12 protein-coding genes are annotated in these 14,713 nt (G+C 65.9%); 6 read left to right on the top strand and 6 right to left on the bottom strand.

The window, feature by feature from the left end; all coding sequences use genetic code 11:
• From ACTPOI_RS13745 to ACTPOI_RS13735, 3 genes are all read right to left on the bottom strand, one after another.
• On the bottom strand, window positions 1–894 hold the full coding sequence (locus tag ACTPOI_RS13745) for an ABC transporter permease (RefSeq protein WP_440109664.1): 894 nt from the start codon (window positions 892–894) through the stop codon (window positions 1–3).
• A 17-nt stretch (window positions 895–911) separates the two neighbouring features.
• Window positions 912–1,862: an ABC transporter permease gene (locus ACTPOI_RS13740; protein WP_440109662.1), complete on the bottom strand. Its 951-nt coding sequence runs from the start codon at window positions 1,860–1,862 to the stop codon at window positions 912–914.
• 69 nt (window positions 1,863–1,931) lie between these two features.
• On the bottom strand, window positions 1,932–3,533 hold the full coding sequence (locus ACTPOI_RS13735) for an ABC transporter substrate-binding protein (RefSeq protein ID WP_440112626.1): 1,602 nt from the start codon (window positions 3,531–3,533) through the stop codon (window positions 1,932–1,934).
• Between the two features lie 330 nt (window positions 3,534–3,863).
• Between ACTPOI_RS13735 and ACTPOI_RS13730 the strand changes: the two genes are divergently transcribed.
• From ACTPOI_RS13730 to ACTPOI_RS13715, 4 genes are all read left to right on the top strand, one after another.
• Window positions 3,864–4,592, top strand: a complete 729-nt coding sequence (locus tag ACTPOI_RS13730) for an aspartate/glutamate racemase family protein (protein ID WP_440109660.1) — start codon at window positions 3,864–3,866, stop codon at window positions 4,590–4,592.
• A 364-nt stretch (window positions 4,593–4,956) separates the two neighbouring features.
• Window positions 4,957–5,514 carry a MerR family transcriptional regulator gene (locus tag ACTPOI_RS13725; protein ID WP_440109658.1) on the top strand — a complete coding sequence of 186 codons (558 nt, stop codon included), beginning with the start codon at window positions 4,957–4,959 and terminating at the stop codon, window positions 5,512–5,514.
• 4 nt (window positions 5,515–5,518) lie between these two features.
• Window positions 5,519–7,789, top strand: coding sequence for a molybdopterin cofactor-binding domain-containing protein (locus ACTPOI_RS13720; protein ID WP_440109656.1), 2,271 nt, complete (start codon window positions 5,519–5,521; stop codon window positions 7,787–7,789).
• 28 nt (window positions 7,790–7,817) lie between these two features.
• A complete protein-coding gene (locus tag ACTPOI_RS13715; protein ID WP_440109654.1) occupies window positions 7,818–8,282 on the top strand; it encodes a (2Fe-2S)-binding protein in 465 nt (154 codons plus the stop codon).
• Between the two features lie 169 nt (window positions 8,283–8,451).
• Here the strand turns inward: ACTPOI_RS13715 and glmS are convergent, their stop codons facing one another.
• Window positions 8,452–10,365, bottom strand: coding sequence for a glutamine--fructose-6-phosphate transaminase (isomerizing) (gene glmS, locus ACTPOI_RS13710; RefSeq protein WP_440109652.1), 1,914 nt, complete (start codon window positions 10,363–10,365; stop codon window positions 8,452–8,454).
• Window positions 10,366–10,507: 142 nt separating this feature from the next.
• Here glmS and ACTPOI_RS13705 point away from each other — a divergent pair, with 142 nt between their 5' ends.
• On the top strand, window positions 10,508–10,999 hold the full coding sequence (locus ACTPOI_RS13705) for an Lrp/AsnC family transcriptional regulator (RefSeq protein ID WP_440109650.1): 492 nt from the start codon (window positions 10,508–10,510) through the stop codon (window positions 10,997–10,999).
• 162 nt (window positions 11,000–11,161) lie between these two features.
• On the top strand, window positions 11,162–12,217 hold the full coding sequence (locus ACTPOI_RS13700) for a diguanylate cyclase (protein WP_440109648.1): 1,056 nt from the start codon (window positions 11,162–11,164) through the stop codon (window positions 12,215–12,217).
• A 106-nt stretch (window positions 12,218–12,323) separates the two neighbouring features.
• On the opposite strand, the gene ACTPOI_RS13695 is transcribed toward ACTPOI_RS13700, so the two are convergent.
• Window positions 12,324–13,154, bottom strand: a complete 831-nt coding sequence (locus ACTPOI_RS13695; RefSeq protein ID WP_440109646.1) for a sensor histidine kinase — start codon at window positions 13,152–13,154, stop codon at window positions 12,324–12,326.
• A 27-nt stretch (window positions 13,155–13,181) separates the two neighbouring features.
• Window positions 13,182–14,675 carry a bifunctional UDP-N-acetylglucosamine diphosphorylase/glucosamine-1-phosphate N-acetyltransferase GlmU gene (gene glmU, locus ACTPOI_RS13690; RefSeq protein WP_440109644.1) on the bottom strand — a complete coding sequence of 498 codons (1,494 nt, stop codon included), beginning with the start codon at window positions 14,673–14,675 and terminating at the stop codon, window positions 13,182–13,184.
• Between the last annotated feature and the right edge of the window lie 38 nt (window positions 14,676–14,713).

The following is a 14,713-nucleotide window of genomic DNA, read 5'->3' as shown; positions in this document are numbered from 1 at the left end:
TCACTGCTTGATTTCCATGGCCGAGCGCAAGCCGTCGGCCAGGAGGTTGAAGGCGATGGACGTGATGAAAATCATCACGCCGGGCAATGCCGCGATCCATGGCTGCACATAGATGGCCGTGCGCAGGGTGTTGAGCATCAGGCCCCATTCGGGCTCGGGCGGCTTCACACCCAGGCCCAGGAAACTCAGGCCTGATGCCAGGATCATCGCCACCGCGATCAGGCTGGTGGCGTACACGAAGATCGGCCCGAGCACGTTGCCCAGCACGTGGACCCGCACAATCGTGAAGGCGTTGGCCCCCGATGCGCGTGCCGCGTCCACAAAGTCTCGTCCGCGGATCTGCGTGGTCACGCTTTCTGCTACGCGCGCAATCGGCGGGATGAAGACGATAGTGAGCGATATCAACGAGTTGGTGATACCAGCGCCCAGGGCGCCTGAGAGCGCGATGGCCAGCAACACCGATGGAAAGGCGTAGAACACGTCGATGGTGCGCATCATCACCGTGTTGAGCGCCCCCCCGGCGTAGCCCGCGGTAATGCCGATCAGCGAGCCGACCACGAACGCCAGGATGACCGGCGTAATCCCCATGAACAGCGAAAGCCGCGCCCCCACCATGAGGCGCGACAGCATGTCGCGCCCGAGTTCGTCTGTGCCGAGCGGGTGGCCCTCGAAGCCGATGGGCTTGAGGCGTTTCATCATCGAGGAGGCGTATGGATCGACCGGTGCCAGCCAGGGGCCGAACACGGCAAGGATGAGCAGGATCAGCACCACCACGGCCGCACCGATGGCCACCTTGTCGCCCATGAAACGCCGGCCTACGGTCTGCCAGTAACCTGGTGACCGCTCGAACACAGGAGCAGGCACCTTGCCCGGATCCACTGCAATGTGAAGCATGAGGTTTTTCCTTCGGTTCAGCGCGCTATGCGGGGATCCAGGAGGGTCTGGATGACATCCACCACCAGGTTGAGCACCACGAAGAACATGGCCAGCACCAGGATGGTTCCCTGCAGCAGCGGCAGGTCGCGCTGGAAGATGGCAGAGTTCAGCAGGAACCCGGTACCCGGCCACGAGAAGACGGTCTCGATCAGGATGGAGCCCCCCAGCAGATAGCCCAGCTGCAGACCCATCACTGCCAGCGCGGTGGGCGCAGCGTTTTTCACCACATGGGTGAACACGCCCAGGTCCGTGAGCCCCTTGGCGCGCAGCCCGACAATGAATTCCTGCGACAGGATGTCGGCCACGAGGGCGCGCACGGTACGCGCGATGATGCCCATGGGAATCACGCTCATGGTCACTGCTGGCAAGATCATGTGCTTGACGTGCTCCCAGTCCCAGAGCCATTCACTGGAGCCGCCCGGACCGGCGCCGCCAGGGGGCAGCCACATCAGGATGCTGGAGAAAATGATGACCAGCACCATGCCCAGCCAGTAGTGCGGCACGCTCACACCCAGCACCGACGTAAGAGACGCCGCCTTGTCCAGCCAGGAGTTCTGGAAGTAGCCTGCCACAAAGCCGAACAGGCAACCCAGCACAAATCCGATGGCCGTGGCCAGCACCGCCAGGCGCAGCGTGTTGACCACCGCACGCATCACCTCGTCGGTCACGGCGCGGCCCGATGCGATGGACGTGCCCAGGTCACCCTGTAGCGCACGCCACACCCAGCTGACGAATTGCTCGGGATACGAACGGTTGAAGCCATAGAGCTCGATGAGCTGCCGCTGCAGCTCTACCGATGCATCGGGCGGCAGGATGGAGACCAGCGGGTCGCCTGGCGACAGGTGCACCAGGGCGAAACAGACGAGCGCCACCCCCAGCATGATGGGCAGCGTGTAGAGCACACGTCGAAAAAGAAACGTCAGCATCGCGCAAATCTCCGGTCACCTTCCAATCAGGCCCCCGCAGCCTGGCCAGGCTGCGGGGACGGAGGCTCTTCAGTCCACCGACATCGGGGCAATGTCGATAAACCAGCTGCGCGGCTGCACCACGCCCTTGACCTTTGCACTCATCGCACGTGGACCTACGTCATGCGCGATCCACACGAACGGCGCCTCTTCCACGATGCGGGCGTGGAGCTTGCCCAGGGCGACATCACGCTCCTTGTCGTCAAACGTGGTGCGGGCATCCGAGATCAGCTTGTCAAACTCGGCGTTGCCGAAATAACCCCAGTTGTTGGAGACCGGCGGAAAGGTCTTGGTGCTGGTGAAACGGACCATGGCGAAGAACGGGTCCATGGCCGCGTAGCTAACGTTGATGGCATGTGCGCCATTGGCTGAGGGGTGCTTTGCGCCCTGGCGCCAGTTGGTGAACAGCGTGTTCCATTCAATGACATCGAACTCGACGTCGATGAAACACTGCTTGAGCGACTGCTGCACGAACTCATTCATGGGCAGCGGCTGCATCTGGCCCGAGCCCGAGGCGGAGATCTGCACCTTGGCCTTCATCGGCTTGGCGGCCGAGAACCCGGCCTGCGTCATCAGTGCCTGCGCAGCCTTCACGTCGTACTTGATGTCGAACTTGGGGTTACCCCACCATGGGTGGCCCGGCGGCACGGTGCCCTTGGGCACGGCCATCATGCCGCCGAGAAAGGTCTTGAGGCCTTCACGGTCCACGCACAGGTTGGCCGCATGGCGCACGCGCTTGTCGAGCCAGGGCGAGCCTTCGGCAAACGACAGCTGCCACGGCCACACGTGGGGCTGGGCGTTGCTGTAGATCTTGAAGCCGCGCTGCGTGATCTGCGGCATCGCATCCGGAGAAGGGGCCTCGATCCAGTCCACCTGCCCGGACAGCAGCGCAGCGGTGCGGGCATTGGCCTCGGGCATGGGCACCATCACTACGCGATCGATTTTGGGTGTGCGCTTTGGATCCCAGTAGCCCTTGTTGGCCACCAGCTCCAGACGCTCGCGCGGCAGAAAACGCGCCATCTTGAACGGGCCACTGCCCGAAGCATCGGCGGCAAACGCGACCCATGCGTTCTTGGATTTCTCGGCAGGGGTAGCGCCTGCTGCCGCTTCAAACTTTTTCTGCCAGTGGGCAGGGGATGCCATGAACAGGTTGGTGAGGTTCAGCGGCAGGAACGCATCAGGCTCGCTGGTGGTGAGCTCCACAGTGAGGTTGTCGATCTTGCGGGCACTGCGCAGCGTTGGCATGCGCGAGGCCGTCACACCGACCTGGCTGGCGTCGAAATGCACGGCATCCTTGTCCAGCACCTTCTGCACGTTCCACACCACCGCATCGGCGGTGAGGTCGGAGCCGTCGTGGAACTTCACCCCAGGGCGCAACTTGAAAACCCACTTGGTCTTGTCCGTCGCATCGGCTGCCCACGACGTGGCCAGCCCCGGCATGAGCACGCTGGCCGCATCGGCCTTGGACAGATCCCAGTGCGTCAGCGCGTCGTACATCGGGATGCCGGTGAACCGGTTGCCTTCGAAACCCTGATCAGGCTGGCCCAGCGTGCGCGGGATATCTGCCGCGGTCATGGCAATGCGCAAGACCTTTTCTTGCGCCATGACGGCAGGTGAGGCCATGGCAGCCATTAGGCCGGCAGCCAGAACGAAGCCTAGAGGACGGGTGGCAAGACGGGACGGGGTTGAGGTCGGGTTCATCGGGACTCCAGCGGTTGGGTGTGGAACAAGAGCTTGGCAAGGTTTTTGTATGCAACCTGCGTGCCACCTCCAGATGCCCCTCCATGAGAACCACACGCAATACCTGTAATAGCGTGGAGAAACCGCGTTTAGCTGGGTTTTTCCGCGCCAATAGCCTGCACCAGCGTGATGCATCTGCAATGGACATGCCCCAGGATGTGGCGCTCCTGAATGCTTTTGTATGCAAAATTCCCCGCACTGGGGCCTGACGGGCCACACCCCATGAACCTGCTTCTGATCAATCCAAACACTTCCACGGCCATGACGCAGGCGATCGCAGAGGCTGCACGGGCGGTGGCGGCGCCCGGCACGCACATCCGCGCCGTACACCCCAGCTTCGGCCCTGCCTCCATCGAGAGCCACTTCGAAGAGACCATCGCCGCGGCTGGCGTAGCCGAGCAAGTGCGGCTGGCGCACCAGCGCCCCGACGCCGTGGTCATCGCCTGCTTTGGCGACCCCGGGCTTGACGCAGCTCGGGAAGCCACCGACGCGCCGGTCATCGGCATCGCGGAGGCCGCATTTCACGCGGCATCTTTTCTGTGCACCGGTTTTTCGGTCGTGACCACCATGACCCGCACCTGCATCACGGCAGAGCACCTGCTGCACCGTTACGGGCTGGATCGCCGCTGCCGGGGCGTGCACGGCACCGACATTCCGGTGCTGGAACTGGAGCAGGCGGGCGAGGCGCTGGTGTCACGCATCGAGGCGAAAGCGCGGGAAGCGCTGGCGCACGACCGCAGCGGCGCCATCGTGTTGGGTTGCGCCGGTATGGCCCCTTTGTGCGCCACACTCACCGCTCGCCTCGGGGTGCCCGTGATCGACGGGGTCAGCGTCGCGGTCAAGATGGCGGAGGCTCTCTGCGCCCTCGGCCTGCGCACCAGCCGCCACGGCGACTATGCGCCGCCACCGTACAAGACCTACACAGGCTGGGCCACAACACTGCGCGGATAGCGCAGCGCAACCCGCCCCCGACTGAAGCGCAGCCTGTTCGGAGTCATTGAAATCGTGACAGCGGTCCAGCATTCATGCTGGTTTCAGACTGAGTCGCCCCGGGTTTGAGCTGCCCGCCAGAAGTTGGACAAACTTCAGGGGGATTCAGGGAGAAGCACAGGACGAAGTCCACGCTTGAGGGATCATTTACGGGCCGCCCAACTCCGCTCGGCGCCTGCGACAGCTGCCCATACAAAGTGCTTGACCCGGCACCATGGTGCCGGGCTTAGGATGCCCCACCATGACATCAGCCATCGCTGTCCCCAGATCGCCTTCGGCGCCCGTTGATTCCTCGCATTCGTCTGCCCACGCAACTGCCCCATCTTTGCGCGACACACGTGACACCGTCGATGGCAGCGCGTCCCGTTTGTCCACGCAGGCGCTGTGCCAGACCGCGGGCGTATCGCGCGGCCTGTTGCGGCTGTACGAGCGTGAAGGCCTGGTGCCACCGCCGGCGCGCAACGCCGCAGGCTACCGGCAGTACCCGGCTGACGAGGTACTGCGGCTGCAGGCCATCCGTGGGCTCAAGGAGCTTGGCCTCACGCTCAAGGAAATTGCGCTACTGCTGAACGAGCGCGAGGCACTCGCACTTGACGCCGACCGCCTGCAAGCGCTGGCTCAGGCCCAGCTCGCCGCTATCGACTTGCGCATTGCACGCCTGCAAGTGCTGCGCAAACATGTCGCGGCCGTGTCCGAAGGGGACAGGTCGGCCATTGACGACCCGGAATGCCACTCTCTGCTGGATTTCCTGGATGGCGGCGCTACCGCCTTGAACGCCAACATGGACGCCAACGCAAAACCACACTCGGCCGCTGCGACACCTGCACCGCAGTCGGCAAGCCTCTGCACACTGCGCAAGAACCGCAAGACTCCGAAGGAATGAACCCATGGTGAACCGACGCACAGTGCTCCTGGGAGGTGCCGCAACAGCCGGCGCCCTCATCATTGGCTGGGGCGTGATGCCACCTCGCCAGCGACTGCATCCTGGGTCCCCACTGCCCAGCGCTGCCGGGCAGGCAGCCCTGAACGGCTGGGTGAAGGTGGGTGCCGACAACACCGTGACGGTGATGATGGCCAAGTCTGAAATGGGCCAGGGCGCGCACACGGGGCTGGCCGCCATCCTGGCCGAAGAGCTGGACGCCGACTGGGCGCAGGTGCGAATCGAGATGACGCCCATCGACGCCATCTACAACAACCTGTCCACCGTGGTGGACGGCCTGCCGTTTCACCCTGACAACGACGGCTCCATGAAAGCCGTGGCGGGCTGGCTGACGGCCAAGACCATGCGCGAGGTGGGCGTGATGATGACGGGTGGCTCCAGCAGCATCAAGGACCTGTGGCTACCCATGCGCGAAGCCGGGGCCCATGCGCGCGCCATGCTGATCCGCGCGGCAGCCGCGCAGTGGGGTGTGCAGGCCAGCGAATGCACCGCCAACGCAGGCTGGGTAGAACACTCCGCCGGCCAGCGCGCCACCTTTGGCCAGCTGGCTGCCCTGGCCGCACAGCAGCCCTCGCCGGGTAAGCTGGCGCTCAAGGAGCCCGCGCAGTTCAAGCTGATCGGCAAGCCGCTCACGCGCATTGAGGCGCCGTCTAAGCTCGATGGCACTGCGGTCTTTGGAATCGACGCGAACCCGCCTGGCTTGCTGCACGCCAGCCTGGTGATGTGCCCCACCCGCGGCGGCAAAGTCACCCGCTTTGATGCGGCCGCCGCCCAGAAGCTGCCCGGCGTGAAGCAGGTGCTGGAAGTGGCACCCCACCATGGCGGCACTGGGGGCGTGGCCGTGATCGCCGACACGCCCTGGCACGCCAAAAAGGCCGCAGCAGCCGTCACTGTGGAGTGGGACCATGGCCCCGCTGCAACGTTGTCGAGCGACACCGTGATGGCGCAGCTGGCCCAGGCGCTCGACAACGCCAAGGGCTTTGGCTACTACAGCACTGGAGACGTGGACAAGGCGCTGCAGGGCGCAGCCAGCACCATCACCGCCGACTACAGCGCGCCCTACCTGGCGCACGCAGCACTGGAGCCCATCAACTGCACGGTGCAGTTCCAGGATGGTGCCGCCACCGTGTGGACATCGACCCAGGTGCCCGGCCTGGCGCGCAAGGCTGCTGCCAAAGCGCTGGGCATAGCTGACGAGAAGGTCACCGTGCACCAGCTGCTGCTGGGCGGCGGCTTCGGCCGGCGGCTGGAGGCCGACTACGTGGCCCAGGCCGCCGCGATTGCCAAGGCAGCCGGCGGAGCACCCGTGCAGACGCTGTGGAGCCGCGAGCAGGACACGCAGCACGACTTCTACCGCCCCGCCTGCGTGGCCCGCTTCAAGGCGGGGTTTGATGCCCAGGGGCAGCTTGTGGCCTGGCACAACGTGTCGGTCGGCCAGGCCATCGTGCCGCAGGTGCTGTCGCGCACCTTTGGCCTGGCGGGCGCAGGGCCAGACAAGACCACGTCCGAAGGCGCGTTTGACCAGCCCTACGAATGGCCCGATGCGCGCATCGCGCACGAGGTGGTGGACCTGCCGCTCCCCGTGGGCTTCTGGCGATCGGTGGGACATTCGCACCAGGCGTTTTTCAAGGAAGGGTTTGTGGACGAGGCCGCAGCAGCGGCCAGGCAGGACCCGGTGGCCTTCCGCGCCGCACTGCTGCAAAAACACCCACGGCACCTGAAGGTGCTGCAAAAAGCGGCAGAACTGGCTGGCTGGGGTACGCCGCTGGCCCCCGGCCCCGGGGGCGAGCCGCGTGCGCGCGGCGTGGCGCTGCACCAGTCGTTTGGATCCATCGTGGCGCAGGTGGCCGAGGTGTCAGCAAGCGCAGACAAAACCATTCGCGTACACCGCGTGATGTGCGTGATCGACTGCGGCGCCGCCATCAACCCCAACCTGATCGCGCAGCAGATGGAAAGCGGCGTGGTGTTTGGCCTCACGGCGGCCCTGTATGGCGGGATCACGCTGAAAGACGGGCAGGTGCAGCAAAGCAATTTTCATGACGTTCCGCTCTTGCGCATGGCGGACTGCCCGCGCGTGGAGACACACATCATCGAAAGCGCCGAGCCCCCCGAGGGCGTCGGTGAGCCCGGAGTGCCGCCCATTGCGCCTGCCGTCGCCAATGCGCTGTTTGCCCTCACGGGCCAGCGCCTGCGCGCCCTGCCCCTGAAACTGGCCTGACCCGCACAAGCTGAACCCAAGGAACCGCATGTCCACCACCCTGCGCATCAATGGCAAAGCCATTTCTGTCTCCGCCGAACCCGACACGCCCCTGCTGTGGGTGCTGCGCGGCGAGCTTCACATGAACGGCACCAAGTTTGGCTGCGGCATGGCCCTGTGCGGTGCATGCACCGTGCACCAGAATGGCGAGCCCGTCCGCGCCTGCATCACGCCCCTGTCTGCCGTCGGCGACGCCGACATCACCACCATCGAAGGCCTGCAAGGGCCCGAGGCCAACGCCCTGCGCGCGGCCTGGACAGCGCTTGACGTAGCGCAGTGCGGCTACTGCCAAAGTGGCCAGCTGATGTCGGCCTGCGCACTGCTGCGAGAAACCGCCAAACCCAGCGATGCCGACATCGACGCGGCCATGGGCGGCAATGCGTGCAGGTGCGGGACGTATCCACGGATAAGGGCGGCAATCCATCAGGCGGCCGGTGCGGGCAAGGCCACTTGACGCATATGAAGTGCTGCAACGCATGTGCGCTCGATCGCCTGCGTTGGAGCAGCTCTCACCCACGGTTGTGCCGCCACGTCACTTCGCTGCGCGAAACAAGTGGCGTCCAAGCCCTTCAACCTTGCGCCTTTGGCGCCGGCGCTGCGCGCGCCGGCCAGGCGCATGCCGGTCATTCGACCGTCACGCTCTTGGCAAGGTTTCTGGGCTTGTCCACATCGGTTCCCCGGGCGCAGGCGGTGTGGTATGCCAGCAGCTGCAGTGGCACCACATGCAGCAGCGGGCTCAAGGGCCCGTAGTGCTCTGGCATACGGATGACGTGCAGCCCCTCCCCACTTTCGATGCGGGTGTCGGTATCGGCCAGCACATACAGCACACCGGCACGTGCGCGCACTTCCTGCATGTTGCTCTTGAGCTTTTCCAGCAGGGCGTCGTTGGGCGCTACGGTCACCACCGGCATGGCGCTGGTCACCAGGGCCAGGGGGCCGTGCTTGAGCTCGCCGGCCGGGTAGGCCTCGGCGTGGATGTAGCTGATTTCCTTGAGCTTCAAGGCACCTTCGAGTGCGATGGGGTAGTGCAGGCCCCGGCCCAGGAACAGGGCGTTTTCCATGCGGGCGAAGTCTTCGGCCCAGCTGATGATTTGCGGCTCCAGCGCCAGCACGGCCTGGAGGGCCACGGGCAGGTGGCGCATGGCCTTGAGGTGTTCGGCCTCTTGCGCCTCGGTCAGGCGGCCCTTGCTCTGCGCCAGGGCCAGCGTCAGCAGGAAAAGGCCCGCGAGCTGCGTGGTGAAGGCCTTGGTGCTGGCCACGCCAATTTCCACCCCGGCGCGGGTGATGTAGGCCAGCTTGCACTCGCGCACCATGGCGCTGGTGGCCACGTTGCAGATGGTGAGCGTGTGCTGCATGCCCAGTGATTGCGCGTGGCGCAGCGCGGCGAGGGTGTCGGCGGTCTCGCCGCTCTGGCTGATGGTGACGACCAGCGTGCGCGGGTTGGGCACGCTGGTGCGGTAGCGGTATTCGCTGGCCACTTCCACCTGGGTGGGGATGCCCGCGATGTCTTCCAGCCAGTACTTGGCGGTACAGCCGCTGTAGTAGCTGGTGCCGCAGGCCAGGATGAGGACGTTGTCGATCTCCTTGAACACGCGCCAGGCGGCGGCGCCGGGCTGGCCGTGCAGGCCCTGGCCGTCAAACAGCTCGGGCACGACACCCGCCACGCCTTCGAGTGTGTCGGCAATGGCGCGCGGCTGCTCGAAGATTTCCTTTTGCATGTAGTGCCGGTACGGGCCCAGCTCCGCTGCGCCGCTGTGGGCCTGTACCGTGCGCACCGGGCGCTGCTCTGGCGTAAGGGCTTCACGGCCCTTGCCCACGATCCAGTAGCGGCCCAGCTGCAGGTCGACCAGGTCGCCCTCTTCCAGGTAGACGATCTGGTCCGTCACCCCGGCCAGGGCCATGGCGTCGCTGGCCAGGAAGTGCTCGGCGCCTTCGTTGCCGACACCCAGGATCAGCGGTGAGCCTGCGCGCGCGCCCACCACGCGGTGGGGTTCGTCCTTGTGGATGACGGCGATGGCATAGGCACCATGCAGCTCGGCCACGGTGGCCTGCACAGCTTCGAACAGGTCGCCGTTGTAGTGGCTGTCCACCAGGTGGGCGATGACTTCGGTATCGGTCTGGCTGGCAAACACGTAGCCGCGTGCCTGCAGTGCCTTGCGCAGCTCTTCGTGGTTTTCAATGATGCCGTTGTGCACCAGGGCCACGCGCCCTGCGGTCTGCGCCTGCGCGTCTGCACCCGTGCCGTGGCTGAAATGCGGGTGGGCGTTGTGCACCGCGGGCGCACCGTGGGTGGCCCAGCGCGTGTGGGCGATGCCGGTGGCGCCTTCCAGGCGCTCGGTGCTCACCTGCTCCAGCAGCTCTGCCACGCGGGCCGTGCTGCGGGCGCGCTGCAATCCGGCAGGGTGGGATGTGTCGAGGCTGGCGGCATGTACCGCCACGCCGCACGAGTCATAGCCCCGGTATTCAAGGCGCTGCAAGCCCTGCACGAGGATGGGAACGATGTTGCGCGCAGAGACTGCGCCGACGATGCCGCACATGGAAGATCCTTTGTTCCGACGAATAGATGGACGCGATCGTAGATGTGGCACACGGAAATTTGTGGATATTCTTGAGCCTGATTTTGTTAACTTATTTCATCAAGCGCGATAATTGATTTTTTATTTCATTTGGCTGCTTAACATGGAAGATTTGAGCATCGACCTCGTCGACCTGAGGTTGCTAGCGTTGCTCCAGGATGACGCCAGCTGCAGCAACCAGTGGCTGGCCTCCAAAGTGGGCATCTCCCCTCCGACCTGCCTGCGCCGGGTGCGCCGGCTGCATGAAACGGGGCTGATCGAAAGGCAAGTTGCCATCCTCAACCCCGACCGCCTGGCCGCCGTGCAGGGCCACGGCCTGGCATGCATCGTGGAGGTGTCGCTGGACCGCCAGGGCGCCGAATACATGGACGCCTTTGAAGCACGGGCCGTGGCCGAGCGCGCGGTGCAGCAGTGCTGGCGCGTGGCACCGGGCCCTGACTTCATGCTGGTGGTGCACAGCCGCGATATGCCCGGCTACTTGGCGCTGGCACAGCGGCTGTTCACGGCCGATACCAATGTACGCAACGCCAGGGCATTTTTTAGTACCAAACGGGCCAAATTTGAGACGAAACTGCCGTTGGCGCTTGTTTCATAAGCCTTGATAGCTATACATTTAGTAGCAGCACCATGCCGGTGCAATAACTGATGCAGCCCCGCGGGTATCGGCAAGGCGACTGCGCAGTGCAGCCGGCAGGCGTATGCTGCGATTTACAAATAGAAACACGCAGCACCCGACTGCGTTGCACCCTTGCCTTCCATGCCAGCCACCGAAACCCTCATGTATCGCCGGATCTACCCGCTGCGCGTGCTGGGAATGGGGCTGGGTGGGGCCGTGGCGGCGGTGGTGCTGTGGGAACGGCAGGCATCGCTGATCGCGTGGATCGTGATGGGGGTGCTGGCGTTCGCATGGCCGCATGTGGCCTACCTGCTGGCCCGCCGCAGCGCTGACCCGTACCGCGCAGAAGTCCGCAACCTGCTGATGGACTCGGCCATGGCCGCGGCATTTGTACCGCTGATGCATTTCAACCTGCTGCCCAGCGTGCTCATCGTGGCGCTGACCATGGTGGACAAGATCACCACCGGCATCCGCGGGCTCTGGGCCCGCGCCATTCCGGGCATGCTGGCGGCCGGCATCGTCAGCGCGCTGGTCACGGGCGCGCAGTGGGCGCCCAACACGTCGATGCTGGTCGTGATGGCGTGCCTGCCGGTGATGGTGCTGCACACGCTCTCGGTCAGCGTGGTGAGCTACCGGCTGATCCGCAAGACCGCGCAGCAGAACCGGCTGCTCGACGAGATGCGCCGCATCGACACCCTGACCGGCCTGTACGCCCGCGGCTTCTGGCAGGAACAGGCCGATGCAGCCCTGCAGCGCCATCACGCCACGGGCAAGCCGGCGTGCCTGCTGATGCTGGACATCGACCACTTCAAGGACATCAACGACCACCACGGCCACACCGTGGGCGACGAGGTGATCCGCGCGCTGGCGCATGTGGTGCTGGGCAATGTGCGCGCCAACGACTGCGCGGGGCGCTACGGCGGCGACGAATTCGCGATCCTGCTGCCCGGCATGCATGCGCGCGACGCACGCGCGGTGGCCGAGCGCATCCGCGCCCAATCTGAAGGCCTGCGCATGCGCCAGCTGCCCGATCTGCGCATTACCAGCAGCATCGGCGTGGCAGCCGCCGACCGGCGTCACCAGAGTCTGCGCGACTGGATGAATGCCGCCGACGCCGCCATGTACGTCGCCAAGAACGAGGGCCGCAACCGCGTGGCTGCATCGCCCACGGAACCCGACGCCCTGCCGGTGGGGTGAGGAATCGGGCATGAACGATGCTTGGCACTGCGCCTGCCGGATGCTATTTAAATAATAGCAATATAGCCAATCAAAACAAGCGCTACAGGCGCTTTTGACCTCAAACCTACTGCACGAGGCCGTCTGGCGCTTTAGCGGGCCACTGCACCCGCACCGTGCAACCAGCCCCAGGCCGGGCGGTGGCCGACACATCGCCCCCGTGGCGCCGGGCGATGGTGCGGCACAGGGCCAGCCCCGCGCCCACGCCTTCAAACTCCGACACGCGGTGCAGCCGCTGGAACACGCCAAACAGCTGCCCGGCACGCGCGGGGTCAAAGCCCACGCCGTTGTCTTCGATGATGAACGCAACGTGGCCCGCAGGCACCTCGCCAGCTCCCGACGCTGTCACCGCCGTCACCGTCACCACCGGCTGTGCACTGCCGCGCGAAAACTTGACGGCATTGCCCAGCAGTTGCACCAGCAGCTCCTGCAACAGCGCGGGGTCGGCGTGCAGGGCAGGCAGGTCGGCGCCCACACGCCAGGTCACCGGGGGGGCCGCCTGCGATGAGACATGGGTCTGTGCCTGCGCCTGGGTCTGCGCTTGCTGAAGCGCCTGCGCCAATGGCACGGGCCGCGGCAGCAACGGCGCGCGGGTTGCGCGTGCAATGGCCAGCAGCCCGTCCAGCATCAGGCCCATGCGGCGGGCAGACTGGTCCATGGTGGCCAGAAAGCCCAGGGCCTCCCGCACGTCGTCGGAAGCCCCCGCCTCGGCCGGCAGCCCGGTCAGCAGCTCGCGCACCAGCGTGCCGTACGACGTGACATGCCGCAGCGGGGCGCGCAGGTCGTGCGATACGGCGCGCAAGAATTCGTCTTGCGCCGCGGCCATGTCGGCCACCTGCTGCTGGCTGGCGGCCAGCGCGGCGCGCAGCTGCTGGGGCGTCAGATCGTCTTCAGACATGGGGGGAGGTGCGCACGCCGTGCCACTTCAGGCCTTTGGCTGCTTCTTGGGGCGCTGCCAGTCGGCAATGCTCACCTGCTTGCCGCGCGCCACACTGAGTGCGCCGGGCGCCGTGCTCTTGGTGATGGTGCTGCCGCCGCCCACCGTGCCGCCTGCGCCGATCGTGACCGGGGCCACCAGCACGCAGTTGCTGCCCACGTGCACATCGGCCTCGATCACGGTGCGGTGCTTGTTGGCGCCGTCGTAGTTGGCGGTGATGCTGCCCGCGCCGTAGTTCACGCGCTCGCCCACGGTGGCGTCGCCCAGGTAGGCCAGATGGTTGGCCTTGGCACCGTCGGCCAGGGTGCTGTTCTTCACTTCCACAAAGTTGCCGATGTGGACTTCGCGCCCCAGCTGTGCGCCGGGGCGCAGGCGGGCAAACGGGCCGATCAGTGCGCCCTCGCCCACCGTGGCACCGGCCTTTTCGCCGTCAATGTGGGTGTAGGGGTGGATGACGGCGCCGGCCTCGATGCGCGCGTTGGCAATGCAGCAGTGGGCGCCAATGCGCACGCCCTCGCCCAGCTCCACGCGGCCGGTAAAGACGCAGTTCACGTCAATCTCCACGTCCGGCCCGCACAGCACTTCTCCACGCGCACCGGTGCGGGCGTCGTCGCGCACATCGAAGCGGGCCGGGTCGGCCAGGCGCACGCCCTGCTCCATCAGGCTGCGCGCTGTGCGCAGCTGGTGGGCGCGCTCCAGCTCGGCCAGCTGCAGCGGGCTGTTGACGCCCGCCACCTGCAGCGCATCGGTGATGCGGTGGGCCACCACGGGCACGCCGTCGGCCACGGCCATGGCGACGATGTCGGTCAGGTAGTACTCGCCCTGGGCGTTGTTGTTGGTAAGGCGCGCCAGCCACGGTTTCAGCAGCCGCGCGGGCACGGCCATGATGCCGCTGTACACCTCGGTGATGGCGCGCTGGGCGTCGGTGGCGTCCTTGTGTTCGACAATGCCCTGCACGGCGCCTTCGGCATTGCGCACGATGCGGCCGTAGCCCGTGGGGTCGGGGAGCGTCACCGTGAGCAGCGCCAGCGCTCCGCTGGAGGCACCGGCACCGGCCAGCGCGCCGCTGGCCGCACCGGCATTGACCAGCGCGCCGCTGGCCGCACCGGCTTGCACCAGCGCGCGCAGGGTGTCCGGCTGCGTCAGGGGCACATCGCCCGACAGCACCACCGCCGTGCCGTCGTCCCGCAAGTGCGGCACCGTCTGCTGCACGGCATGGCCGGTGCCCAGCTGGGGCTCCTGGCGCACGAATTTCATGTCAAAAGTGCCTGTAGCGCCTGCTGCAATTGCCGTAGATGCTTCTACTTCCATAGCACCATGCCCCGTGATGACGATGGCGCTGCGGGCCTGCAGGTGCGCAGCCTGGTCCAGCACGTGGTGCAACAGCGGGCGCCCGGCCAGGCGCTGGAGCACCTTGGGAATGCGGCTTTTCATGCGCGTGCCTTTGCCGGCCGCCATGATGAGGATGTCGATGGGGTTCATGGAAAAAACGGGTGATGGGTAGAGGCTGGGCTGGCCCG

The organism is Acidovorax sp. BL-A-41-H1, from assembly GCF_051942715.1.
This window is presented reverse-complemented; position numbering and strand designations above follow the sequence as displayed.